Raw genomic sequence first — 25,027 nt, forward strand, 5'->3', positions numbered from 1 at the left:
TGGGTGAAAGCCGGCTCTTAGCCACCCGAGCCCAGTACTTCCACTGTATCAATAAACTCCAGTTTTTCCAGCTCCGCCAGCATATCATCCAAATCAATCGTCATATTGCTTACATTCAATGATAAAGTGACATTCGCTCTTCCTTGAATAGGAATCGTTTGGTGAATAGTTAAAATATTTCCTTCATATTTGGCGACAAGCCTAAGTAATTCAGACAGTGTGCCTGCCCGGTCTTCTAAATGAAAGAATAAAGTGATAATCCGTTCAGTGACGACTTTATGAAAAGGAAAGACGGTATCACGGTATTTATAGAAAGCACTGCGGCTCAAGTCCACCTTCTTTACCGCTTCCCATACAGAGTCTACCCGATGCCGATCGATCAGCTCTTTTGCTTCCAGCGTCTTTTTCATCGCTTCCGGCAAAACATCCTCGCGTACAAGATAAAATTTACGTTCAAAATCCTTCTTAGCCACGTCTCTCCCTCACTTAAAAGCGGAAGCGCCTGGTCAGCTGCGACAAGCATAAAGCGAATGGACGAAATGGCGCTTTTCTGCCATGCAGTCCATTTGATTTATGACCTCGAGCAGCTAGGCGCTGCAGCTGGATAACTTAAAAGCGGAAGGCGCTCGGTCAGCGCGATAGGGGGTTGGAGGAAAGGCCTAGGAAGTCGCTCTTTGACTCCCTGAGACTTTTCGAAACCACCGTACGCGCTAGCGCCTGCAGCTGGATAAACTTAAAAGCGGAAGCGGCTGTTTAGACTCGGCAGACATTAGCCGGACCACCAAAATGGAAATTTCCGCCACACAGGTGTGACGTCTTATGTCCGAGAGTCTAGCCGCTGCAGCTGGATAAACTTAAAACCTCATTAGCTACAGTAAGCATACACCGGAACTAATGAGTTATTTCATCTCTACTCAACAAACTCAAATTCATAGTCAAGCAAGCGAACGATGTCCCCATCTTCGGCTCCTCGTTCGCGCAATGCATCGTCGACTCCCATGGAACGAAGCTGACGGGCAAAGCGGCGAACCGAGTCTTCGCGTGAGAAATCCGTCATCTTGAACAGCTTCTCTACTTTTGCCCCGCTGACAACGAAGGCTCCGGCAGAATCTCTTGTAATCATAAATTCTGCCGGCTGATCTTCGTGCTTGTACATAACACGGTGGATGCCCTTCTCTTCTTCTAGGTCAGCAAGCGGGAATTCCGGAGTTTCGTCTACTTTATCTGCTATTGCGAACAGCAACTCTTTCAACCCTTCACGCGTAACAGCGGAAATTGGGAAGATTGGTGTATCTCCATCGATCTTTTCTTTAAATGTTGCTAGATTTTCCTCCGCATCAGGCATGTCCATTTTGTTCGCTACAATAATCTGCGGGCGTTCAGTGAGCCTTAAATTATATTCCTTCAACTCTTTGTTAATGGTCACATAGTCCTCATACGGATCGCGGCCTTCGATGCCTGACATGTCAATAATGTGCACGATGACGCGCGTTCGTTCAATATGGCGTAAAAACTGATGACCAAGGCCTACTCCTTCGTGTGCCCCTTCAATTAATCCCGGAAGGTCTGCCATAACAAAGCTGCGGCCGTCGTCCGTTTCGACAACACCAAGATTAGGCACGATGGTTGTAAAGTGATAAGCCGCGATTTTCGGACGAGCAGCTGACACAACAGAAAGAAGTGTCGATTTACCGACGCTCGGAAAACCAACAAGACCTGCATCCGCTAACAGTTTTAATTCCATTACGATGTAGCGCTCTTGTCCCGGCTCTCCGTTTTCCGACAATTCCGGAGCTGGATTGGCTGGTGTGGCAAAACGACTATTTCCGCGTCCTCCACGTCCCCCTCTTGCAATCACCGCTCGCTGGCCATGCTCCGTTAAATCAGCGATGACTTCCTTCGTATCATCATCCATGACGACTGTGCCTGGAGGGACTTTTACCACCATATCGGCCGCATTTTTACCATGTTGGCCTTTGCTCATCCCATGCTCGCCGCGTGAAGCTTTAAAATGACGCTGATAGCGAAAGTCCATGAGCGTTCTTAACCCTTCATCGACTTCAAAAACAACGTCAGCTCCATCGCCGCCATCGCCGCCAGCCGGTCCGCCTTTTGGTACGTACTTTTCACGCCGGAAGGCCACCATGCCGTTTCCGCCGTCGCCGCCTTTTACATATACTTTTACCTGATCTACAAACATAAAATCCTCCTATTGATGAAGCTGTGCGTGTTATAGAGCTCTTTAGATGACCGCTTCGAAGAGCATTTCCTCCGATGAGTGCAAATGAATTTTATATCGTTTTACACCAGAAGCGCTCAGTATCTCCACTAACCCCTTGCTTAGCGCTTCTGTATTCGTTATTATTCCACTGAACTCAAAAAAGAAACGAATTCCTTCTTCTGCTTCTTCCATTGAAAGATATAAGTGATTAGCTGCATACGTCTCGACATTCCTTTCAATGAGACAGAAAAGTGAGGACATCCAGCTTACGAGACAGCCGTCTGCTGCCCCTGTCTTGATACTCATATCCATTACTTCATATTCGAGCTGAAAGGCATGCGCCTCCCAATTAAATGTAATCAACAGCTTTGCAAGTTCTGGCAAAGCTAAATTGCATAAATGAGCTTCCTGCTTCGCTTGCATAACCGTCTGTTCAATAACCCGCTCTGCTTCTTCTGTTTTTCCAAGCGCAATATACCCCTTAATCAGCTGGATATGATTCATCCAGTCATGGCGGGCATGCTGAAGCGCTCGAATAATCGTCCAATTGTTACTTTTTTCATCCACTGCACAGGTCACCCCCTAGTGCCAAACATATATGGAAGAAAGAGAAGTTGGCTGCTGCCTTCTCATCACTCGTTTTATTGCTAATTATATGCCCATAATCTTCCTGCCTGTTGTGGCTTTCCAATTAGTATAACAGAAATTGAATGAATAGAGATAGCAAACCATGAAAAGCAGCTTCAAAATAACCACAAAGAAAGCTCTAACCGGTTGGTTAGAGCTTTCCACTTCCATTTATCGAGCTTTTATTATTGAGCTGCAGGGTATACGCTCACTTTTTTCTTGTCGCGGCCGTAACGTTCGAAACGAACAACGCCGTCAACTTTTGCGAATAGAGTGTCGTCTCCACCACGGCCAACGTTTTCACCAGGGTAGATTTTTGTTCCACGTTGACGGTAAAGAATTGAACCGCCAGTTACGAATTGACCGTCTGCACGCTTTGCACCAAGGCGCTTAGCTTCAGAGTCACGTCCGTTCTTTGTAGAACCAACCCCTTTTTTCGATGCGAAAAATTGAAGGTCTAATCTTAACATGAGTCTCACCTCCTGTTAGTGAAAAGTAATGTTTATATATTTGCTATACTCACGTTCAATCGTTTGCAGAGAAACAACCATTCCTTCAAGCAGCAGCTGGACTTTTTCGTCTATATCGACCGGAAGATCTTCCGGAACCAAACAGCGCAGCAGTCCGCCTTCTTCTCCCTGCTCAATGCCGAGCTTGGCATCAGTTAAGGAAATAATAGCATTTAGTGCTCCGAATGAAACAGCTGTTGCTCCTGCACAAACGAGATCTTTTCCATGTTCAGCAAATTCTGCATGGCCTTCCATAGTAAAAGAAGAAATTCTTCCAGAAGGCTGCCTTGCTATGTCTACCTGAATCATTTGATCATCGCCTTACGCGTTGATTTTTTCAATCACGACTTTTGTATATGGCTGACGATGGCCTTGTTTTCTACGGTAGTTTTTCTTAGCTTTGAATTTGAAAACAGTAATTTTCTTTTGACGGCCTTGTTTTTCAACTTTAGCTGTAACAGTAGCACCTTCAACAGTTGGGCTTCCTACTTTTACATTCTCGCCGCCGACGAATAATACTTGATCAAATGTTACAGAATCACCTTCTGCCACATCTAATTTTTCAATGTAGATAGCTTGACCCTCTTCTACTTTTACTTGCTTACCGCCAGTTTCGATAATTGCGTACATTCTCTGCACCTCCTTAATTACTCAGACTCGCCATTCGCAGGTGGTCTGCTAAAAACAAACTCTTCGGAACCTGGTATGAGCGGTTGTAGCACGGGTGCTACAAACAATAACATTAGAATCTTATCATTTTCATGCTCTTATGTCAACTTCTTTTCAGGAACTTCCTTTTAGTGACAACTCTCTAAAATCGCCTGTTCGAATGACGTTTCCTACAGGTGTCTCTGAATGAACCACGCTGTAAATAATCTTTTTATGAAGCAGTTTCTCTAGCTTTTCATGATACTCATGTTTTTCACCAGCAAAAGCCGTCATAACGTCCGGTGTCACTTCTACAAGTACCGCTTCTTCTTCATCTCGCATTAGTTCAAATAGCTTTCTTTCAAGCTGAAAAGCAGCTGTTTCTGGACTGATCATCCGTCCAGTTCCTCGGCATACTCGGCAAGGGACAGTCAGCGTTTCTACGAGAGAAGGCTTCGTTTTTTTTCGAGTAATTTGCATGAGTCCAAGAGAGGTGAACCCGCGGATAGAGATTTGCTTCGGGTCTTTCTTTGCTTCTTCGACGAGTATATGTTCAATCTCACGGCGGTCTTCTTCTTTTATCATATCAATAAAATCAATGAGAATAATACCGCTAATATCACGCAGTCGCAGCTGACGAGCACTTTCTATCGCCGCCTCTTTATTCGTTAAAAGCACCGTTTGCTGCTGGCTGCTTTTGCCGGTAAATTTCCCTGTATTCACATCAATGACGGTCATCGCCTCTGTTCGGTCAATAACGATAAACCCGCCGCTCGGCATCCAAGTAATCCGTTTTAAAGAAAGCTCCGCTGCATTCGGTAAGTGAAAGGCAGAAAATACCTCCTCCTCAGATGAATGAAAAAGAGTGGTCCACTTATTTTCCTCAAAACGCGGGTCTTCTTTCACGCTCGATAGAAAATCCAGCTCGTCACAAATGAACTCTCCCTGCTCTAGCTCATTCATCCGAGCAAACAATTCTTCTTTTAGCTGCTGCCTTTCCATTAATAAAGCAGGAGCTTTTGTTTTTTCCGCTTCTTTTTCTAGCTTTTCATGCTGAAGACGGAGCCGGTTCCATTCTGTAAGCAGTACCTCTTTTGAGGAATGAAATGCAGCGGTGCGAAGAATCAATCCTTCTTCTTCTCGTTTCTGCTGTTCTATCCATTTTGTCCATTCACTGCGCTTCTTTTCATTTGCTACCTTTTTTGACAAGGCAATGTAACGGCCTGCAGGCAAATAAACAAGCAGCTCACTCGACCATTCAATAATGGCTGTTAGCCGTGGTGCTTTCGTTTCTGTCCCATCTTTTATCACTTGGACAATGATCTTCTGGCCCTGGTGAATCAGTTCACTAATCGGTTTATTTTGATGATTGGGCAGATCATTTCTGTGTAAATAAGCATTTTGTTCCAATCCAATATTTACAAAGCAAGCGTTCATCCCTTTTTCTACCTTAGAAACAATTCCATAATAAATAAAGCCGACACGGGAGAGGTGTGACGGCTGAAAGATATGAATTTGATCGGCCTGTCCGTTTTTCATGACGGCTAATCTTTTTTCCCTGCCTTTTAGGCTGACAATTAACGTATTCATATAAAACCCGCTTTCCTCTTTTGGTTTCACTTTACTGCTGTGAGACGCTCCCGTCAATCGATAGGCAGCAGATCTTTTAGGAGGGAATCTGTTCTTTTTTCTGAAAAATAAGCATACAACAGTTCATTTTCATCAAGCCTGCCTTGTTTTTCTCCCCCTTCTGTCACATAAATAATGTGCTTGGCATTACGCTGAAATCGTTCCAATACATTCATGACCGGTTCGCCTGCCGGTGCCGTTAAAGGTTTTAAAAAGCCAGCTGACCCTTTATTGCCGTAATGGCGTTCTAGTAGAAAACGTATAAAAGCATATCGTTTTTCTTTCCAGGACTGCCACAGTGTCCAGGCTAAATAAAAGAACAATGCCCATACTTGCAAGTGAAAAGGAAAGAAGAGAAAAGCAAGCAGTTGCAGACAGAATAACAGGCATGCCGAGCAGATAATGACGAGGCGAAAAGCAGATAAAAATGGGCGGACTGTAGAAAAAAGGAGCATGAGCAGCTTGCCGCCATCAAGCGGATAAACAGGAAGCAAATTGAACAGCAATATGGCTGCGTTTATTTGCCAGAATACTTCATATATGTTGTCAGGCAATATTCCTCCTTGATGCACCAGCCATGCCGCCGCAAACAGCCACAAATGCTGCAGCGGCCCAGCGAGCACGACAATTAGTTCCTCGCGCAAAGGCCGGTTTCCATACTCGTCCACTTCTGCCACTCCTCCAAAAGGAAGAAGCATTACCTTTTTAATGCGCCAGCCAAGTGCGTGAGCAGCAGCCACATGTCCTAATTCATGAATCACAATCACACTAAAAGCAAGCAAAAGATGCAAAAAAGTTCCCGTCAATATACAAACACCCGCCACTCCCCACAAGAGAGGATGAACATGTATATTTTTTGCCCATTTACTCAAACGGAACCACCTCGTTTGGGTCAATAAACACGTTATCCCGTTTGATGGCCAAATAAAACTGCCCGCCTGCTGCATCCTCTCCCGCTTCTGCCTTTGCGAGCGTACTACCCGCTTTTACTCGTTGATACTGTTGTACTGAGGAATCAGACAAATGGCCATACCACGACTCACTATTATCGGAGTGTTGCAAAATAACCGTTTTCCCTAGTCCCTCCTTTTCCCCCACGAAGATCACGGTCCCTCCTTTGATCGCCTTTACTTCTTCTGCCGGTCCAGTCTCCACGAGGATTCCTTGTCCATTCGTTTGAAAGTCCTCTACAATACGCCCGGCTGCTGGCAGGGCAATCTCAGCTGGTTGACTTGGACTGTCTTCTTTCTCCTTCCAGCCATCTATTGTGAAAGGCAGCGGCTCTCCAAGTGCGTTCTCATACCACTCAGCTGCTTTTGAAAAAGGAAATTCCTTTTCCATTGTCTTCTCCATCCACTCTCGCCCATCATCCAAAATCGGCGAGGGATGCTGAAACAAGATGGCTGTCGATAATACTAACGCTGCACCAGCCAGCCACTTAAATAAAAAGCGTTCCCAGCTGAACAAGGGATGCAGTTCTTCTTTTTCTTCTACCAGCGGAAACAGTTCTTTCTCTTCTTTCACGTGTCTTTCCTCCTTTTCTACACAGGTTTGTACACTATATGAGTGACAAGCCTGATTAAGAAGAAAGAATTCAGACAACAAAAAAAGCTGCCCTAGCTTATTCACTTTTAGGCAGCTTGCTTGAACTCTATTCTTATTTTGAACGGACACCGAAAAATTTCTTAATCCGAGTGAAAAACCCTTCCTTGATATCATCTAACTGTTGAAGGGGAACAGACTCTCCCAGGATTCTTCTAGCAATATTACGATAAGCAATTGAAGCCCGATTGTTTGGATTATGGGCAACGGGCTCACCGTTATGAGAAGATTTAATAACTTCATCATCATCAATCACAATGCCGAGTAATTCAATCGATAAGTGTGCCGCTACTTCATCTACGTCTAACATATCGCCTTGCTGCATCATATGACTGCGTATGCGGTTAATGATTAACTTTGGCGGTTCCATGCCTTCTTCTTTTTCCAGCAGCCCGATCACTCTATCAGCATCACGGACGGCTGACTTTTCAGGAGTGGTTACGACAATCGCCTTATTCGCTCCAGCCACGGCATTTTTGTATCCTTGCTCAATTCCAGCCGGGCAATCTATTAAAATGTAATCAAATTCTTGTTTTAATTCTTCCATTAATTTTTTGAGCTGCTCAGGACGGACGGCTGATTTATCTGTTGTCTGAGCCGCCGGCAGCAAGTATAGTAAGTCGTTAAAACGCTTGTCTTTCACGAGCGCCTGATGGATTTTACAGCGTCCTTCTACGACATCTACCAAATCATAAATAATTCGGTTTTCTAGTCCCATTACCACATCTAAGTTTCTTAGCCCAATATCTGTATCAACTAAACAAACTTTTTTCTCTTGCAACGCAAGTGCGGTACCTAAATTGGCTGTAGTGGTGGTTTTGCCGACCCCGCCTTTTCCAGATGTAATAACTATAGCCTCACCCACTGTGCTTTCCCCCTTTAAACGTAGAAATCCCCGGTCTCAGATGCTTAAGCACCTGCAAGCGGTCAACCACAATCTGGTTAGAATCATCTATGTAAGCACACTCTGTCTCATAATAATCTTCTTCCTCATAACGATCAGGTGCGCGGTTAAAATAATGACTGATTCTAAGTTGGGACGGCATCATCCGGCCAGCAGCAATCACAGCTGTTTCGTCTCCGTAACAGCCGGCATGCGCCATCCCTTTCAAAGCCCCTAGAATAAAAATATTTCTTCCGGCTTTTACTGTTCCTCCAGGATTGACGTCACCGATCAGCAGCAAATCGCCGGGGACTTCAAGAACCTGTCCAGAGCGGATTCTTCCTGTATATGAAACAATCTCGCTTTCCTCTTTCCAGCGGATCGCTTCTTCCATCGTCATAACATTGGACTTGATGGCCTCTACAGCAAGATGCTCGCGCTGATTAATTATTTTTTTTATCTCTTCTATATCTTCATCCAGCAAATAACGATTTCCCGCCTGAACAGTAACTGTGAGGATCGAACCGTGCTCTTGGCCGTTAACAGCATCCATTTTCTCTTTCAGTTCCTGCAGCAGCTCGTCGTATGCGCACTTATCATTCAAATGCAATGTAAGTCCGTCTTTTGTCCCTTTAATGACAACGTTCTGTTTTGTCTTCATAGCACGAAATTCACCTCTGTCGTCCAATTAATTCGACAAACCCTCTTCCGATTCCTCTTTTTCTATCATTATGAACCTAGTCATTATAAATGCGCTGAAGCTTCTCAAAAGCACTTTTTAACGGGAGCGCTAGAAGAAGATAGAAGATCAGATTTAAAAGCAATGTCGGCCCTAAGCGAAGCGACATAAACTGTGTTAAATCCATTTCTGTCCTCTTAATAATTACGTTTAACTGGAACAAAATTAACTCCAGCAAAAAGATCCCAAATAAGACAATAAAGGTCAAAATGAATAAATTATTTTGTAAGACTTTCACAAGCTTTGATACGATATATACAGTTAATGGCAAGAAGAACATGTAAGCCCCAAGCACTCCGGTATAAAAGATATCAAAAAGAAAGCCAAATAGAAAGCCATATTTAATCGCTGTATTGCGATCAAAAAAAATGGCCATAAGTAATAAACCAACGGTAAAAAAGCGTGGAATGATGAAGTATTTTCCGTCAAAAGCCATTTCTGGAAATACCGTTGTAAAGACACTGTCGCTAAAAAAGAGAACGGTCATAAGGAGAGGAAGATAAAGCCGCTTCACAAGTTCCCCTCCTCGACAAGAACCTGTTTACGCTCTGCTTTTTCTGGAAAAACAGTCGTCATGCTGCGTTTTGTAACCATTACATGCTCAAGGTCATTAAAGGATGCTGCCGGTGTAATAAGGGCCGTTTGTGTTAAACCAAATTCATCCGGAACCATCTTCTTAATCTTACCAATAATTAAGCCTTCCGGGAAAACTCCGCCTTTACCGGACGTGGCAACTAACATGCCCTTCTTTACTTTAGAATCGTAAGGAACTTTCGTCATGAGCAAGGCTTTCTCCTCTTGATTATAGCCTTCAATGACGCCATAGACGTTACTTTTTCCTTGAATGACCGCGGATACACGGTTTCTCGAATCGTATGCACTCAGCAATTGAACAGTAGACGTAAATTTTGATGTATTTTTCACTTTTCCGATCAACCCTTCAGCGGTAATAACGGCCATATCAGGCTGAATGCCGCTTGCTTCTCCTTGATCAATCGTAAGAACATCATACCAACGGTCTGGATTGCGAGCGATCACGGTGGCCTGTACCGGCTCGTAATCTGCTAAACTCTTCTTTTTATCAATTACTTTTCGAAGTTCCTCATTGTCTTTCTTAAGACGGGCCACATCACTTTCCAGCTGGGCGGTCTTTTCAATTCTTGCTTTGAGCTCTTTATTCTCCTCATATGTATTCCGCAAGTCTTTCACTTCATCAAAAAAACCTGCAAAGCCGTTAGCAGGTTTAGACACCGCTGCTTGCCCTAAACCGACAATGTCTTTGACGAATTGCTCCGGCCAGGATAAATTCTCTCGATCACGAAGAGAAAAACCAATCAAAGCGACAAGAACAATAATGCTTCCAAGTAAAATAATCAGACGCTTATTTGTAAAAAATTGTGGCATATACTCCACCTCTGTTTTTTTGCATTAAGTTAGAATCCGGCAGCTGTCCGCTGCTGCCGGATAGATTCAAAGCGAAAGCGCTTGTTTCAGGGCGGCTCTCTTTTCTTAAGCCGCTATACTGTCGGAGAAAGCCGAGCCGTCAGGCCATAAGAAATATTCACTTTCCTTATTACCTGACGCGCTCATGACCCATAGGGTCCACTTTGCTTATTTATTTTTGTTTTTGAATAGGTCGATATGATCGAGGGCCATTCCTGTCCCGATGGCTACACAATCAAGCGGATTTTCCGCGATAATCACAGGCATATTTGTTTCTTTGCTGATCACTTTATCGAGATTGCGAAGAAGCGCGCCGCCGCCTGTCAAAACAATTCCGCGATCCATAATATCTGCTGCTAATTCTGGCGGAGTTTGTTCTAATGTACTTTTGACCGTATCCACGATCGCCGTTACCGTATCTTTTAAAGCGTCAGCGATTTCTTCCCCAGTGATTTCGATTGTTTTTGGCAATCCTGTTAATAGGTCGCGGCCACGAATTTCCATGCTTGGCAGCTGCTCAAAATCACCAGCTGAGCCAATTTCCATTTTAATTGTTTCAGACGTTCTGTCACCAATTAATAAATTATACTGTTTACGGATGTAAGCGACAATCGCATCATCCATTTCATCCCCTGCTGTGCGAAGCGACTGACTTGTTACAATACCGCCAAGTGAAATAATCGCTACTTCTGTCGTACCGCCGCCAATATCAACGACCATGCTTCCTGTCGGTTCCCAAACAGGAAGGTTAGCGCCAATAGCAGCTGCAAACGGCTCTTCAATCGTATAAGCATCACGAGCGCCCGCTTGACGAGTCGCATCAATGACGGCCCGTTCTTCAACAGCTGTAATACCAGATGGTACACAAACCATGACATATGGCTTGCTTGCAAAAAAGCCTTTCCCGTTATTCGTCGCTTGTTTTAAATAGTATTTAATCATCGTAGCAGTCGTTTCATAATCAGCGATTACTCCGTCTTTCATCGGGCGCGTGGCTACTACATTCCCCGGTGTACGGCCGATCATTTTCTTAGCATCGTTTCCGACTGCCACAATTTGTTTTGTATCTGTCTGCAGAGCCACAACAGACGGCTCACGAACAACGACACCTTTTCCTTTTGCATAAACGAGCGTATTAGCCGTTCCTAAGTCTATTCCAAGATCTCGGCTTCCAATTCCAAACATACAAGTATCTCCCTTTCTCGGTCCATTACTTTTATCATGATTGATTTGACATTATTCTTTTATTTTTCGACAAAAACAACTAGGAAAAATCATAACTTATATTATAACCGAATGAAAAAAAAAATCCTAGCGTTATAAATAGCCTTTTTCTTTTAGACTGACGAATTTCTTTTCTCCTATTATTAAGTGATCGAGTAATTCAATACCAAGGATTTTGCCGCACTCGGCTAGCCGCTTTGTCACATCAATGTCTTCCCTGCTCGGTCCCGGGTCTCCTGACGGGTGATTATGGATACAAATGATCGAGGCAGCGGATCGGCGAAAAGCTTCCTTGAACACTTCCCGCGGATGCACGATCGAAGCATTTAAACTGCCGATAAACAAGGTTTGCTTGTGCAGCACTTGATTTTTGGTGTTCAAATAGAGACAAACAAAATGCTCCTGTGTTAGGAATCTCATTTCTTCCATCACATAATTAGCCCCATCTTCCGGTGACCGGATCACATAACGATCCTCAAACTTTAATTGACTAATACGCCTTCCCAGCTCAAGGGCCGACATAATTTGAACAGCTTTTGCTTCACCGATGCCTTTAATAGAAGTGATTTCTTCGAGAGAGGCTTCTTTTAACAAACGAAGGCCTTCAAATGTTTGCAAGAGACGATTAGCGATTTGCAGAACGGACTCCGCTTTCGTGCCCGTTCGCAAAATAATAGCGAGGAGTTCGTGGTTGGACAGACTTGCTGCCCCGTTGGCAATCAATCGTTCCCGCGGTCGATCTTCCACCGGAACATCACGGATCATAAACGTTTCTTTGGTCATCTTTTTCTCCTTTTCATTCTTTTCAGGAAGGGAAAAAGAAAGCCGTGCCTTGCCAACCCATTTGCTTTAGCTGTCTGTACAAAGAAGAAATCGGCAGGCCAACAACGGAGAAATAGTCGCCATCAATTTTTTTGACGAAGATGGCTCCTGCTCCTTGAATGCCGTATGCACCAGCTTTATCAAACGGTTCTCCTGTATCGAGGTAACCATTTATCTCTTCTTCCGTGAGCTTCCAGAAAGTGACGTTCGTTTTTTCATAAAAGCTGCACTCGCTTCCTTTATGCCTCACGGCCACTCCTGTGCAGACGGCGTGCGTGCGGCCAGAAAGACGCTGAAGCATTTCTTTTGCCTCTTGGCGATCGCTTGGCTTACCTAAAATTTCTCCATCGAGGACGACAACGGTATCTGCACCGATAACAAAGTGATCTTCATTGTTCTTCGCTACAGCCGCAGCTTTCACGGAAGCTAAGTGCATAACCGCTTCTTCTGGGGTTATTCCAGAGGGGATAGTTTCATCTGCATGGCTTACTTTCACTGTAAAAGCCAAGCCGATTTGTTCGAGGAGTTCTTTACGTCGTGGGGAACCAGAAGCTAAAATTAATTGTGTCAAATCCATTCACCTATCTTTCAAGAGTAAGGGAGATACACCGCTATCATATCAAAAGTGCCAAAACACTACAAATTTTTCTGCTGTGAGAAAAGAACACTTATTTCCACTCAAAACCAACATTTCCACAAAATAAAAAGGATGCACTGTACACCCTTAGAGATCGAGACAAAGTCTATTTTATATATTTATCGGGCTGATTAAAAGCGTTTGTCTTTCTAGACGCGAAACCTGGCGAGGAACGAAGTGACCATCAAGGTCATAAGCGCCACAGCCAGGTGAGCAACGAAGAAAGAGTACGTTTATCAACGGCCTGAAGGATGCATGACGCATCCTTATTCTTATTCACTATAAACAGCTAAAAAAGCCAGAAGCTTCTCCTGCGCAGCTTTGGCGGCCTGCGGCTGATCGCTTTTGGCTTCAGTTAACGCTTCTGTCAGCAGTTGTTTCAGCTTAGCGGACGCTTCGTCACTTGACGGCACTTTCACTGTTTCTAACTTTTTTTCAGCCTCCTCCAGCTTGCTTTTATCCGCGCTGAGACCAGCGGCCGTTTTACCGCTTTCCTCTGCTGCAATCGAGAATAACACCGCCATTTCACCAGCTTCCTCCGACAAGCCTTGAGCCGGAGAGATCGATACCTGTTTTGCATACGTATCTGCTCCAGCTGTTTGATAGAGACCGCCCACAGCCTTCGCCGTTTCGACAGTAGAAGCAGCGGCCAATAAGACAAAATACTGGCCATTTTGCCGCACGGATTCAGCAGGAAGCCCTAAGTCTTTCACTTGTTGTTTTACTGAGTCCGCTGCCTCTTTCGTTGAAAAAACTCCCCCTTGGACGACAGCCATTTCCAGCGGCAAGAGAGCTGTTTTTTCAGTTTTTGGCGCTGCCGGAGCAACGGGTGCCGCAACCTCTCTTTCCTGTTTGGCTTTTTCTTCTTTTAATATGGCTGGCGGTGCGGCTCCTTCCTTTTGTTGCGTTACAATTTTCACCAATGAATAACCGAGCAAGACTCCCACAAGCACAGCGCTGATGACAACAATAAAGATCCTTCCTGTCGCCCGTTTCGCTGCTGCTTTTTGTACCGGCACATACTGTGTAAGGACGTCTTCCTTTCGTTCCGTCTCTTCAGGAAGCAGCCATTGGAATTCGTCTTCGTTTTTCTTCGGTTCAATCGCAGCAGCACTCTCTGTTTCCCCTTTTTTCCACTCCTGCGTGACCACTTTTGTTTTCTTCTTTCCACCGATCGTTAAAAAGAGCTCTTGTCGTTTCTTTGGGTTATCCTTGTCCATCATTCGCGATCATCCTTCCGCCTCCATTGAAGTTGCCTTCATGCTAACATAGCGGATAAAAAAAAGAACAAGACTTTTGTCGTCCTGTTCTGGAAAAGTTTCGCCAACATTCTTATTTGTTCTTAATATTTTCTTCTACTAAATCGGCGGATGCCAAGCCTGTGTCGGCGCCTTCTCCGCATAGCTTTTTTTCATGGCCTTTTAAACAAACGCCCGTCACCCGCTTTCCATCTGTTAGAGCGAAAGAGTCCGTTGAGGGGTCTAGCTGCGTCTGGGTAAACGGATCGAAAAATGCTTCGATCATCCCCTCGTTATATAAAAAAGGTAAGTAATTTTTGAAGCAACTGGTTCTTCCCGCGCTGTTTTATCTTTGATGAAAAGGTCAGCGGCTGATTTTAATGCATGCGCATTTGCCACAAAGGCTTTCTCCTTTGATTGTTCAATCAGCCGGCTCATGCTAAGGACAGCGATGGCTGCAATAATAGCAAGGATCACCACTACTGCCAAAAGCTCTATTAAGGTATATCCTTTTTCATCTTCTATAGGAAAGCCTTTCTGTCCGCTAGTCATTAATTTTAACAAACGGATCTTCCTTCTTTGCTGGATTCGGTGTATCCACTTTCGGCACATCCTGCATTAAGCTAAGCAGCTCTGGCATATAGTAAGCCGCAACGGTCACATCATAGACGAGAGGCTCATCGGTTCCTTCTAGCTTTTCTGATTCTTCTGGTCCGTCGAATATAAGCTGCTCAATATTCAGAATACGAATTTGCTGTTCCAATTCCGCTAAAAATGTTTCCATCTCCGCATAACTGTCCGATTCGACAGTAAGCTGCGCTGAGATTTTCTCTATTCCCGCCGGCAGTACTTCTGGAACGGCTGTTGTATCAGCCTCACCTTGCTCTTTCTTTTTTTCCTGATCGGTTGTCTGCTCATCAGCTTGACTGTTGTTCGTCGTGTCCGTTTCTTCTTTTTTAGCATCCTCCAGCAGATTGGCTTCTTCTTCCACTTCCCCATCTGTGAAGTTCATCTCGGTAATGGTACTGTTGGAAAGCAGTTCGATCTTTTCAAAATCGAGAAGCAATTGATCGGTCATCGGTTTGACAGGCAACCTTTGCTGAAGGTTGTTGGTCGCTATAATCAGTTTAGAAGGTGTCTCTCCCATTTGGGATTCCAACGCTTCAATCAATTTTTCTTCCGATTGTAATTCCCGCTTCTTGGATTGCAGCTCTAACGTGAGCGGCTGGTAAAAAGCGTAATAAATATAAACACACACAGCAGCCAGCAAAAGAAGGAACAGAGGAATAAGGATACGGCGTCTGTTTTGAAACATATTTATCACTTCTCCCCCTGCTTTTCTCGTTCTTCACTTTGCTGTTTTTCTAGAATAAAAGCTTTATCGAGCGTAACCTCATACTCTACTCCGTAACGGGGCAAGGCATCTGCAATTTTCAACAATTCCTTCGCATCTTTTTCTTTTTCATCTACAGACGTTGTCACCGCAATGATCTTTGCGTCGGCCACCCACTCTGATGCTTTTAACTCACTCAAGTAATAAGCCGCCTGTCTGCTCGTGTCGAATTGAATTCCTAGCTTTATCGTTTCATTCGTTGTATAGGAGTATTCAAGAAAAAAGCCGCGCTCTGGCAGAAGAGCGATTAAGTGCTTCAGAACCGGAACAGTTTTCAGCTTTTTGCCTTCTGCCCACACAATCGCATCATTCAATTTTTTGACGTCTTCCTCGTCTCCTTTTGGCTCATTTTGACTCATTTCGAGCGTTTCCCGCAATTGAACCGTCGTTTTCAGCTTAGAGTCTAGCGATTCTAATTCGTTTTTCTTCGCTTGTACCCATAAAAAGGCGCCAGCGCCCGCTATGATTAGAAGCAAAAGCAAAAATACCGGAATGAAAATGGAACTGCGCTTTTTCTCTTTTTCTGGCAGTAAGTTAATATCAACGAGCATCAGCTACACCTCTTTCAAGCCTAAGCCCACAGCTGCGTAGTAGGCACGCGACAAAGGTTCACCATCTTTATCTATAACCTCTATCCCCTCTTGTTCCGCAACGGATAGGCCGAGCGTTTCTCTTATATAGGTCTCTACAAAAGCAAGGCGGGGGTGATCTCCATTGACAAATACTTTTCCGATCTGTGCCTGTCCTTTGCAAATGGAATTTTCATAGAAGTTCACGACATTCGCCACTTCTTTTAAAGCATCCATTAATCCGGATACTTCTTCCTCTCCTAATTCAAGCAAAGTGAGAGATTGAGCATCTTCTAGCGAAACCGGCTTAATAAACTTCGGCTGATGCTGATAAAAAATAGAAATCGTCATTAAATTTCTCCGTACATGAAGAACAAGCTCATGCCGACTTTCTTCTGTCAGCCCCTGATAGTAGAAAAAGCGGTAAAGACTCAACGGAGTAATATCGGCGGCCTTTAGTCGCAGCTTCACCTCTTCAAACAATTCACAAAACTTTCGAACTTCTTCTTCCGGGGCCGCTACGAGCAGTACGTTTTTTCGGCCATTCGTTTCACCGGTCACAACAGCATCAAACACTGGCTCTTCAAAAGGAAGGTGGATCGTCGAGCCAATTTGCAAAAACAAATAGCCTTTGATTTCATCCTCTTCCAGGTCTTCACGCAGCTGCTCTTCGCGAATGGCAATATAATGATCCGGTACCGCAAACCGCACATCCCGCTTTTTAATTCCCCATTCTACCAAGACATCTTCCAAAATTAGTTTCAATGATTTATAGTCGATTATTTCACCGTTGCGCACGATTCCTTCCGGCAATTCCCGTTCTCCGCAGCATTCGACGACAATCGGGTCCGTTTGGCGCAATTCAACAAAGCGAACTATATAGTCTGTTACGATAAAATTAACGGAGCGGTCCTTTTTTCTAAACAATGTAAAAGCCATGCTGAAGTCCCCTTAATCATTAGTTAAAAAAAGAAAAATACCACGCAATCATACGATCACCGTAAAAGTAGACACCAATGGCCGCCACCGCGATAAACGGACCAAACGGCATCGGTTTTCCTCTTTTCACTATACCAAAAAATAAAAGAAACAAACCAATAAATGCGCCAAGTGCACACGAAAGAAAAAACGTCAGCAATACTGCTTTCGTTCCGATCACAAATCCAATGACAGCAAACAACTTAATATCTCCGCCTCCCATTCCGCCCTTTGACACTATCGCAATCAACAAGAGCAAGAAAAAGCCAACAGCAGCCCCAAGCAACGAATCCCACCATGGAGACAACGGCCAAAACAGCCGTCCCACGATGAACAGAGCAGCAAAAAACAGCAGAATCTTATCTGGTATGAGCATGTACGCTAAATCGGACACCGTAATGATGACAAACATCGAAATCAACAACACCGCGATCAAAAACGCCGGTGTCAGTCCGAGAGAAAGGTACGCATACAAAAATAACAGCGCCGTCGCCAGCTCTGTTACAGGATAAAGAGGCGAAATGCTCGTCCGGCAGACACCGCATTTCCCTCCTTGCATCATATAAGATAAAACTGGAATCAATTCTCTTGCCGTCAACGTGTGGCTGCACTTTGGGCAAGCACTGCGCGGCCGCACAATCGACTGCCCTGCTGGGACCCTCAAGCCGACTACGTTAAAGAAGGAGCCGAATAGGAGACCGTAGAGGAATACTAGAAATCCAATCATCATTATTTTATTCAACCTTATGTCGTTGCAGCTGTTGCAACTCTGCTAACCGGTTCTGTAACGTTCGCACGCTTAAGTTTTTTTGGTTCGTCCACCCAAATTCCTCTAGTTCCATTAGTTAGTTTAACTTCATAAGAATAAGTCTTACCACTCTTTTTGATTAAGACATAAGATGCAGTAGCATCATAAGTACCCTTATCTGGGTCATCAATCGGATCTATTAAACCATCGTCCATCATCTTTTGTAATGTTAATTTCTGGCCATTCGTGGCATCAATTGCCTCATTCGCATTCCCAGCCACCCAAGTCTTCGCCGAGCTAATCATCTGCTGGGCATTCGCCACATGAGCATCCTTCTTTGTATTATCAATCAATCCGCCAATCGCCGGAATCGCAATCGCTGAAATAATCGCTAAAATAACAACAACAGCTAAAAGTTCAATTAACGTTAATCCTTTTTGATCTTTCAATCTTTGTTTAATCGTTGCTATCACTCTATATTCCTCCTTCTTTTTTACTAGTTTATCATATTGCTATCTTATGCTCTCTCCACTTCGAAATCAATTAGAATTTGTGTATGTTTTCCAACATCTATTGCTGTTGAACTGTATTGAATATTTCGAACATAGGCACAAGGATAGAGGTAACAATAGTGCCGACAATAGCAGCAAGGGCTACGATCATGAGCGGTTCGATGAGGGCTTTCAGCCGGTCTGTTACCGCTTCAACTTCCCTTTCATAGAAATCGGCGACTTTGGCGAGCATGGAATCGAGCGCGCCGGTTTCTTCCCCGATGGCAATCATGTGATGAATCAAAGGAGGAAAGGCCCAGTGCCGCTTCATTGGTTCTGTCATTGAACCGCCCCGCTCTAATGATTCCTTTGATTCGTGAATGACTTTGGCAATAATCTCGTTTTCTACGACATTCGCAACGATGTCAAGCGCCTGCAAAATCGGTACGGAGTTCGAGAATAAAGAGCTTAACGTGCGGGTCATGCGAGCAAGAGCCGCCTTTTGCAGCAGGTTTCCGAAAATCGGCATTCGCAGCAAAAAGTAATCCAGATAGTATCTCGTTTCTTTGCGCTGTCGAATCGCCCAAACCGCGATCGCGACAAGCAATGCAAGCGCTGCAATAACATACCAATACGCCTGCATCCAGTCACTGGCGCCGATAACAAATTTCGTAATCGCCGGCAGCTCGCCGCCCAAGTCGTTAAACATCGTTACAAACGTGGGCACAACAGAGACAAGAAGAAAGATAACAACCCCCACCGCAAGCAAACCTACGACGATTGGATAAGCAAGCGCCGAGATGACTTTCTGCCGCGTGCGGTATTGCTGCTCATAATGATCGGCCATTTCCTCCAAGGTCTCATCCAAGCTTCCCGTCGCTTCGCCAGCGCGCACCATATTAACAAACAGCGGCTCGAAAACTTTTTTTTGTTTCGCGAACGCTTCTGAAAGCGGTCGCCCTTCCCGCAGCTCGGTTTCCACAACAGCCAGTGCCTTTTTCAGTCCTTTACTTTCGGTTTGTTGGGCCAATATAACGATCGCATCGACAACGGTCACCCCAGCATGCAGCAGCGTAGAAAATTGTTTCAGAAACACCACCATTTGCTCAAGTTTCACAGGGTTGCCGATCGTAATGTCCTTCGTCAGCAATGTTTCTGGCTGTTCTTCTAACTCAATGACTCGGATGCCGCTTTTGGCAAGCTTCGCTGCTGCTTCCTTTTTGGTATTAGCTGTGATCACACCGGATTTTTTGCCTTTCCGATCCCGGCCCGCGTATTTAAATCTAGCCATTTTGCTGATCCCTTTCTTTCATGTAAGGCAGGGCTGATTCTCTGGCAATTTGTCCCTGTTCTACTAGTTCCCTAATTTGATCGGCCATAACCTGCATTCCTTGTGCTTTAGATGTCTGCATTACATTGATAAGCTGATGAACTTTTTCTGAACGGATTAAGTTCGCCACGGCTGAATTATTGATCATAATTTCTAGAGCTGCTTTTCTTCCCTGCTTATCGGCTGTCGGAAACAACCGCTGGGAGATAACTGCCATCAGGACGGTCGCCAGCTGAATGCGGACTTGCGGCTGCTGCTCAGCCGGAAAAACATCAATGATCCGTTCAATCGTCGCTGGTGCACTGGACGTATGAAGCGTCGCAAACACTAAATGTCCGGTTTCCGCTGCAGTAATGGCGGTCTGAATCGTTTCCAAATCACGCATTTCCCCAACGAGAATGACATCCGGATCTTGACGCAAAGAGGCACGCAAGCCTTTGGCAAAATTACGTGTATCATAGCCGACTTCCCGCTGGTCAATAATACATGTGCCATGCTTATGCAAATATTCAATTGGATCTTCTAGGGTGATGACGTGCTTACGCGCCTGTTTATTTAAATAATCAATCATGCTGGCCAACGTTGTGGATTTTCCGCTTCCTGTCGGCCCAGTTACAAGAACAAGACCATGTGGTTTTTGAGAAATGTCCTTCAGGATAGAAGGAAGCTGCAACTCTTCAAGCGTTGGAATATGCGCTGGTACAACACGGAGGGCCAGTGACACACAGGATCGCTGATGAAATGTATTAACGCGAAATCTTGACACTCGTGGAATCCCATACGAAAAATCAAGTTCCCCCTGGTCTTTGAATTCTTCCCAAAGATGATCAGGAATCAACGCCCTTGCCATTTCTTCGGTATCATGTGGAGTGAGCTTCTCTTTTCCGTAACGCTTCAAATCGCCATGAATTCTAAACACTGGCGGAGAGCCAACGGTCAAATGAATGTCTGAAGCTTTTAATTCAAAAGCGGATCGCAATAAAAAATCGAGTTTTTCTTTCATCTTTCACTACTCCATTAAGGCAGCGCGCAGTACTTCTTCTGTTGTTGTTATTCCTTGCTTGACCTTCAACAAGCCATCATCGATTAAAAAAATCGTTTTTTGCTTGCGCGCTATCTCTCTCATTTTTGAAAAAGGCTCATTGTTCAAGATTACTTTTCTAATCTCTTCCGTCATCGTCAGCACTTCATGGATAGCTAACCGCCCTTTGTATCCTGTCATATTACAGGAAGAGCAGCCGCGCCCTCTCGTTACCTTTTCAATTCGCAGCCCGCGTTGGGCAAAAATTTCTTTCTCTCTCAGGGAGACTTCCTTCTCTTCCGCACAGTCACGGCATACTTTCCTGATAAGCCGCTGGGCTACGATGCCGCTCACAGAAGAGGCGACAAGAAAAGGCTCAACTCCCATGTCGATCAAACGGGTAATGCTCGTCAGCGAATCGTTCGTATGCAAGGTACTAAGAACCAAGTGTCCCGTTAGCGAAGCACGGATGGCGACTTCAGCTGTTTCTTTATCACGGATTTCCCCGACCATAATAATGTTAGGGTCTTGCCGCAAAATCGAGCGCAACCCTGCCGCAAAGGTTAAGCCAACATTAGGATTCACTTGTATTTGATTAACGCCTTCAAGCTGGTACTCTACCGGGTCTTCTACTGTAATGATATTAACCTCTTCCTGGTTAAGCTTGTTCAAGGCAGCGTACAAGGTCGAGGATTTACCTGATCCAGTCGGTCCCGTAATAAGAACAATGCCGTTTGGGCTTTCGATCATTTTCTTAAACCGTTGTAAATTTACACTGTTAAAGCCAAGCTGGTTCAAGTCATTTAGCGAGCTGCTTAAATCGAGGATCCGCATCACGACCTTTTCACCATAAATCGTTGGCAATGTGGAAACACGCAAATCAATGGGGCGAAAATCAACATTTGTTTTAATTCGTCCGTCCTGCGGCACCCGATGCTCTGTAATATCGAGGCTCGCCATAATTTTAATACGGGCAATCAGCATGCTCTGCAAATGCTTTGGCAGCTGACGCTCAATCTGCAGCATACCGTCTACCCGGAACCGGACGATTACCTTTGTTTCTTGCGGATCGATATGAATGTCACTTGCCTTCTCTGATACCGCATTGGAAAGCAGCTGGTTTACGAGCCGGACAATCGGCGAATCCTCTTCTACAAAAGCCGGGTCTCCCGGCAGCTCTTCTTGTGGCGACGGAATAGTTAACTCATCAAAGCTATCGTCTACATCATAATATTTTTTAATGGCCCTAATAATATCGTCTTTTGTGGCAATGGCGGTTTCAATATGAAAGCCAGTAGAAAGCCGTAAATCTTCAATAGAGTAATAGTCCATCGGATCGGCCATAGCGACGAATAGACGGTTTTCTTCCTTTTTCAAAGGAATCATCAATTGACGTTTCGCTGTTTCTTTCGGAATCAAACTTAAAAGCTTTGTATCTAGCGGGTAACGATATAAGCTGACGTGCGGAATACCAAGCTGGAACTCTAGTACCTCGATTAGCTGCTGTTCAGTAATATACCCCCGCTGCAAAAGAGCATCGCCAAGCTTTTGGCCTTCCGTTTTTTCAGCAAGAGCGGTTTGTAATTGTTCCTCTGTTAGCAAACCAGCTTCGACTAATAAATCTCCTAAACGCTTACGCTGCTGACGCATAATCTTCCCCTTCATTTACTGACATTATTTTGCTTCTTTCGATGACTGTCCAGCGGCGGCTGGTGTTTGTTTACTCGAGTCCTCTGTTTGTGTGGCAGGCGGCTCTTGGACAGGTGGAGTTTCCATTTTTGGCTGATCCGTTTCCGGTGCCTTTTCAGCTTCATCTGTCAGTGTCTCTTCGCTGCCTTCAGGCTCCTCCGTTTTTTCTACAGGTGGAGGCGGCTCCTGTGTACTGTACACTTCAATCCGATGAACCGGCGGATAAAAGTCTTCACTCACTTTCTCCTCTTTCATTCGCTCCGATTGTTCATTATAGACAACGCGGTACATTTGAATTAATTCACCATTCTTGCCTGGCTGCTTCAATTGCCATTGACCATATGGCAAGTTGGGAGAAAAATGCAAAATCGTTTTTGGCTTCAGTACTTTCTTGTTTTTTAAAATGCCTTTGTAGTCATAAGCAAACGGTAAACCTTTAATGGCTCCATATAGTTTGTTATTGACTACCTTTAAATCTAGTGTATAGTCGGCAGGACTTTCGTTCATAAAAATAAAATCCAGCTCTTTTACTTTATTCACCTTCGCTTCATATCCAAGCTCAATATAAGATGGAAGCTCAGTGCCTTGGTTTTTTTCAAAAATTAAAAAGTTTGTCTGCAACACGAGCCGGTATAATAAAGAAGAAAGGACATTTTTATCATCCTCATCCAAGGACATATCATCCGCCTCCTCCATCCAATCTAAAAAAGAAAATGCGATATTGCTTTTTAGTTTGACCTCAGGTGTTTGCTTAATAAAATCCTGCAGTTCCGGTGTCAGCACCTCTTTCCCAAGCAGCGCCTCAGCGACAACTTCCTGCTTTTCCTCCTTATTTAAATAGAGTGATAGATCAATAACCGTTTCACCCTTTTGTAAAGAAGAAGCGATGTCCTGCAAGTCGCTCGCTATCGCGTCGTAATCAAGTGATTTCTTGCTGACCTTTGGAAACTGTTCACGAAAGGCTTCTTCAATCGCAGATTTATCTACAACGCATAGAAGCGGATTTTCCTGACCGGAAACCGCCTCCTTAACAGATGTTTTTGGCTGGAATTCAATCACATTGGGATCAAGTGCCGCTTTTTTTTCGACATATTGTAATGTAATCTTTTTGTCTTTCTGCCACTCTTCTGTTTGGGTGTGCAGTTGGTTTAATGCTTCAACTTTTGTTTGCTTCGAGACATCTGTTGGACCAATTTTCGTTCCTTCGTCAAAGCCGGCCGACAAGTGAAAGATTTTTTCATATGCTTCAGCTCCATAGGAGGGAAATGTGATGAGATAAGCTACCATGATTGTTAGAATAAGCAGAATTCGAAAAAAGCCCCTTTTGTCCATCGGCTGCCACCCTTTCCCTGTTCATTATTCTATGTTCGTGCTCATTTCTCCGAACGTTCCGGGTCTGCTTTCCTTGCAGATTAGATGTATGACTGATTCATAATGAATCCTTCATTTATTCTGCTGCTGTTTAATGGCAGAAAGACCACTTTACCCTGCTTTCGTATTTCTTCTATATTTATATCTGACTGTTTTCGTTAAATGTATCCTCTATATAACCTTTCATCGGTTATAATCTCCTTGTACTAAATAGAGAAGCTAAAAACATGCTTTCACTATCTGCTATCTATTACTTAAATGAGTCTAAGTCTGTATCCTTATCGACAGGTCTGGTCGTGCCTTTGGCTTCTGCGTTTTCTTCAAGTTCAGTCGTTTCCTCCTCAAACCATTCATCAAAATCTGAACGATCAAACGGAGTAATATAGTCTTCTTCCTGGCTATCAGAAAGAAGTTCTCTATCCGGTTCCGGGCTTTTTTCTTTAGTGATCGAAAGGCTGCTTTCCTCTTCTTTCACTATTTCATCAAATAGGCTTTCTAAATAATACTTCTCATTGTTATTGCTATCAATCTCACTATCTTCTTCTATCACGCTTCGTTCAAAGACTGGCAATTCTTCTCTTGCCAATAAGCTTTCTAAATCTTCTTTCCATGTTTCAGTTACTGGGGCAGAAGCAGCTTTTTCACCTATAGACGTTTCTGTTTCCAGTTCATTCCCCAGCAACTCCTTGTCTATCGGCTTTAACCCTTCTTTTTCATACATACTTTTTTCTTCCAAATTAAGCTCTTCTACTTCTTCATTTATATAAAGCGGCTCGTTTTCCTCGGCCGCCTGTACAATTGCTTTATCATGATTCGCTTCAAACAAAGCAGCCTTTTGCGGAGGCTCTTCAATTTCTGCAAGCTGCTTTTCCTCTTTCCTGTCCTTCATCACTTTCTCCCTTGTTACAAATCTATTCTCACTAGCCCTCTCCTTTTTATTGACCGATCTTTCGCTCATTACTTTATGTCCCATATACTTGGATACAAAATAAGCCATGGTAACGACAAGAAGGAAACAGACGAGCAAATTATGCCAAATTGGAACATATGGCTCCATAGCAAAACTGCTCCCTGCAATCAGCAAAGCAACACCTAACAGTACAAAACTTCCTGTTGCTGTTAATCCGAGAGGCAGAAAATATACAATTGGCATAGCCAAAAAAAAGGCCATCAGTATAAAAACTAAACGGGTCATATAAGAACGCCTCACCTTTA

General features: G+C 44.2%; 29 protein-coding genes and 1 other annotated feature. All 29 genes read right to left on the bottom strand.

The window, feature by feature from the left end:
- Nucleotides 1-17 precede the first annotated feature (17 nt).
- Nucleotides 18-473 carry an ACT domain-containing protein gene (locus AC623_RS13920; protein WP_049663427.1) on the bottom strand — a complete coding sequence of 152 codons (456 nt, stop codon included), beginning with the start codon at nucleotides 471-473 and terminating at the stop codon, nucleotides 18-20.
- A 437-nt stretch (nucleotides 474-910) separates the two neighbouring features.
- Entirely contained in the window at nucleotides 911-2,200 is a 1,290-nt protein-coding gene (obgE, locus tag AC623_RS13925) for a GTPase ObgE (RefSeq protein ID WP_049663429.1), read from the bottom strand.
- A 42-nt stretch (nucleotides 2,201-2,242) separates the two neighbouring features.
- On the bottom strand, nucleotides 2,243-2,788 hold the full coding sequence (locus AC623_RS13930; protein ID WP_049663430.1) for a Spo0B C-terminal domain-containing protein: 546 nt from the start codon (nucleotides 2,786-2,788) through the stop codon (nucleotides 2,243-2,245).
- Between the two features lie 245 nt (nucleotides 2,789-3,033).
- Nucleotides 3,034-3,318 (bottom strand): 50S ribosomal protein L27, encoded by a 285-nt coding sequence (gene rpmA, locus AC623_RS13935; protein ID WP_049663432.1) that lies wholly within the window; start codon nucleotides 3,316-3,318, stop codon nucleotides 3,034-3,036.
- A 15-nt stretch (nucleotides 3,319-3,333) separates the two neighbouring features.
- The gene (locus AC623_RS13940; protein WP_049663433.1) at nucleotides 3,334-3,666 is read right to left on the bottom strand and encodes a ribosomal-processing cysteine protease Prp; all 333 of its coding nucleotides are present in this window, start codon (nucleotides 3,664-3,666) and stop codon (nucleotides 3,334-3,336) included.
- A 12-nt stretch (nucleotides 3,667-3,678) separates the two neighbouring features.
- Nucleotides 3,679-3,987: a 50S ribosomal protein L21 gene (gene rplU / locus AC623_RS13945; RefSeq protein ID WP_049663435.1), complete on the bottom strand. Its 309-nt coding sequence runs from the start codon at nucleotides 3,985-3,987 to the stop codon at nucleotides 3,679-3,681.
- Nucleotides 3,988-4,000: 13 nt separating this feature from the next.
- Nucleotides 4,001-4,082: a sequence feature (ribosomal protein L21 leader region), on the bottom strand.
- A gap of 58 nt (nucleotides 4,083-4,140) precedes the next feature.
- Complete coding sequence (locus tag AC623_RS13950) at nucleotides 4,141-5,595, bottom strand: Rne/Rng family ribonuclease (RefSeq protein WP_049663437.1); 1,455 nt, start codon at nucleotides 5,593-5,595, stop codon at nucleotides 4,141-4,143.
- 53 nt (nucleotides 5,596-5,648) lie between these two features.
- Nucleotides 5,649-6,506, bottom strand: coding sequence for a M50 family metallopeptidase (locus AC623_RS13955; RefSeq protein ID WP_082174428.1), 858 nt, complete (start codon nucleotides 6,504-6,506; stop codon nucleotides 5,649-5,651).
- Nucleotides 6,499-7,158, bottom strand: a complete 660-nt coding sequence (locus AC623_RS13960) for a M23 family metallopeptidase (RefSeq protein WP_049663439.1) — start codon at nucleotides 7,156-7,158, stop codon at nucleotides 6,499-6,501. The genes AC623_RS13955 and AC623_RS13960 overlap by 8 nt, the downstream gene beginning before the upstream one ends.
- Nucleotides 7,159-7,291: 133 nt before the next feature.
- A complete protein-coding gene (minD, locus tag AC623_RS13965; RefSeq protein WP_049663440.1) occupies nucleotides 7,292-8,101 on the bottom strand; it encodes a septum site-determining protein MinD in 810 nt (269 codons plus the stop codon).
- Nucleotides 8,094-8,780 carry a septum site-determining protein MinC gene (minC, locus tag AC623_RS13970; RefSeq protein ID WP_049663442.1) on the bottom strand — a complete coding sequence of 229 codons (687 nt, stop codon included), beginning with the start codon at nucleotides 8,778-8,780 and terminating at the stop codon, nucleotides 8,094-8,096. Before minC ends, minD begins: the two co-directional genes overlap by 8 nt.
- A gap of 76 nt (nucleotides 8,781-8,856) precedes the next feature.
- Nucleotides 8,857-9,372: a rod shape-determining protein MreD gene (mreD, locus tag AC623_RS13975; RefSeq protein ID WP_049663443.1), complete on the bottom strand. Its 516-nt coding sequence runs from the start codon at nucleotides 9,370-9,372 to the stop codon at nucleotides 8,857-8,859.
- Entirely contained in the window at nucleotides 9,369-10,262 is an 894-nt protein-coding gene (mreC, locus tag AC623_RS13980; protein ID WP_049663445.1) for a rod shape-determining protein MreC, read from the bottom strand. The genes mreD and mreC overlap by 4 nt, the downstream gene beginning before the upstream one ends.
- Nucleotides 10,263-10,469: 207 nt before the next feature.
- Nucleotides 10,470-11,486, bottom strand: a complete 1,017-nt coding sequence (locus AC623_RS13985) for a rod shape-determining protein (RefSeq protein ID WP_049663447.1) — start codon at nucleotides 11,484-11,486, stop codon at nucleotides 10,470-10,472.
- Nucleotides 11,487-11,618: 132 nt separating this feature from the next.
- Nucleotides 11,619-12,308 carry a RadC family protein gene (gene radC / locus AC623_RS13990; protein ID WP_049663449.1) on the bottom strand — a complete coding sequence of 230 codons (690 nt, stop codon included), beginning with the start codon at nucleotides 12,306-12,308 and terminating at the stop codon, nucleotides 11,619-11,621.
- Nucleotides 12,309-12,330: 22 nt separating this feature from the next.
- On the bottom strand, nucleotides 12,331-12,918 hold the full coding sequence (locus AC623_RS13995) for a Maf family protein (RefSeq protein WP_049663451.1): 588 nt from the start codon (nucleotides 12,916-12,918) through the stop codon (nucleotides 12,331-12,333).
- Between the two features lie 338 nt (nucleotides 12,919-13,256).
- A complete protein-coding gene (locus AC623_RS14000; protein ID WP_049663453.1) occupies nucleotides 13,257-14,207 on the bottom strand; it encodes a hypothetical protein in 951 nt (316 codons plus the stop codon).
- 109 nt (nucleotides 14,208-14,316) lie between these two features.
- Nucleotides 14,317-14,508 (bottom strand): hypothetical protein, encoded by a 192-nt coding sequence (locus AC623_RS14005; protein ID WP_049663454.1) that lies wholly within the window; start codon nucleotides 14,506-14,508, stop codon nucleotides 14,317-14,319.
- On the bottom strand, nucleotides 14,505-14,786 hold the full coding sequence (locus tag AC623_RS14010) for a prepilin-type N-terminal cleavage/methylation domain-containing protein (protein ID WP_053104146.1): 282 nt from the start codon (nucleotides 14,784-14,786) through the stop codon (nucleotides 14,505-14,507). The genes AC623_RS14005 and AC623_RS14010 overlap by 4 nt, the downstream gene beginning before the upstream one ends.
- The gene (locus AC623_RS14015; RefSeq protein ID WP_156187047.1) at nucleotides 14,767-15,537 is read right to left on the bottom strand and encodes a hypothetical protein; all 771 of its coding nucleotides are present in this window, start codon (nucleotides 15,535-15,537) and stop codon (nucleotides 14,767-14,769) included. The genes AC623_RS14010 and AC623_RS14015 overlap by 20 nt, the downstream gene beginning before the upstream one ends.
- Before the next feature lie 5 nt (nucleotides 15,538-15,542).
- On the bottom strand, nucleotides 15,543-16,166 hold the full coding sequence (locus tag AC623_RS14020) for a hypothetical protein (RefSeq protein ID WP_049663458.1): 624 nt from the start codon (nucleotides 16,164-16,166) through the stop codon (nucleotides 15,543-15,545).
- Between the two features lie 3 nt (nucleotides 16,167-16,169).
- On the bottom strand, nucleotides 16,170-17,123 hold the full coding sequence (pilM, locus tag AC623_RS14025; RefSeq protein ID WP_049663459.1) for a type IV pilus biogenesis protein PilM: 954 nt from the start codon (nucleotides 17,121-17,123) through the stop codon (nucleotides 16,170-16,172).
- Between the two features lie 19 nt (nucleotides 17,124-17,142).
- Nucleotides 17,143-17,892 (bottom strand): prepilin peptidase, encoded by a 750-nt coding sequence (locus AC623_RS14030; protein ID WP_049663461.1) that lies wholly within the window; start codon nucleotides 17,890-17,892, stop codon nucleotides 17,143-17,145.
- Nucleotides 17,893-17,906: 14 nt separating this feature from the next.
- Nucleotides 17,907-18,383 (bottom strand): prepilin-type N-terminal cleavage/methylation domain-containing protein, encoded by a 477-nt coding sequence (locus AC623_RS14035; protein ID WP_053104149.1) that lies wholly within the window; start codon nucleotides 18,381-18,383, stop codon nucleotides 17,907-17,909.
- A 97-nt stretch (nucleotides 18,384-18,480) separates the two neighbouring features.
- On the bottom strand, nucleotides 18,481-19,692 hold the full coding sequence (locus AC623_RS14040) for a type II secretion system F family protein (protein WP_049663463.1): 1,212 nt from the start codon (nucleotides 19,690-19,692) through the stop codon (nucleotides 18,481-18,483).
- A complete protein-coding gene (locus AC623_RS14045; protein WP_049663465.1) occupies nucleotides 19,685-20,734 on the bottom strand; it encodes a type IV pilus twitching motility protein PilT in 1,050 nt (349 codons plus the stop codon). Before AC623_RS14045 ends, AC623_RS14040 begins: the two co-directional genes overlap by 8 nt.
- A gap of 6 nt (nucleotides 20,735-20,740) precedes the next feature.
- Nucleotides 20,741-22,402 (bottom strand): GspE/PulE family protein, encoded by a 1,662-nt coding sequence (locus AC623_RS14050; protein WP_049663466.1) that lies wholly within the window; start codon nucleotides 22,400-22,402, stop codon nucleotides 20,741-20,743.
- A 24-nt stretch (nucleotides 22,403-22,426) separates the two neighbouring features.
- Nucleotides 22,427-23,773 (bottom strand): VanW family protein, encoded by a 1,347-nt coding sequence (locus tag AC623_RS14055; protein ID WP_049663468.1) that lies wholly within the window; start codon nucleotides 23,771-23,773, stop codon nucleotides 22,427-22,429.
- Nucleotides 23,774-24,062: 289 nt separating this feature from the next.
- On the bottom strand, nucleotides 24,063-25,007 hold the full coding sequence (locus AC623_RS14060; RefSeq protein ID WP_049663469.1) for a hypothetical protein: 945 nt from the start codon (nucleotides 25,005-25,007) through the stop codon (nucleotides 24,063-24,065).
- Nucleotides 25,008-25,027 lie beyond the last annotated feature (20 nt).

It is taken from the genome of Bacillus sp. FJAT-27231 (assembly GCF_001183975.1).
Lineage (GTDB): Bacteria > Bacillota > Bacilli > Bacillales > Domibacillaceae > Pseudobacillus > Pseudobacillus wudalianchiensis.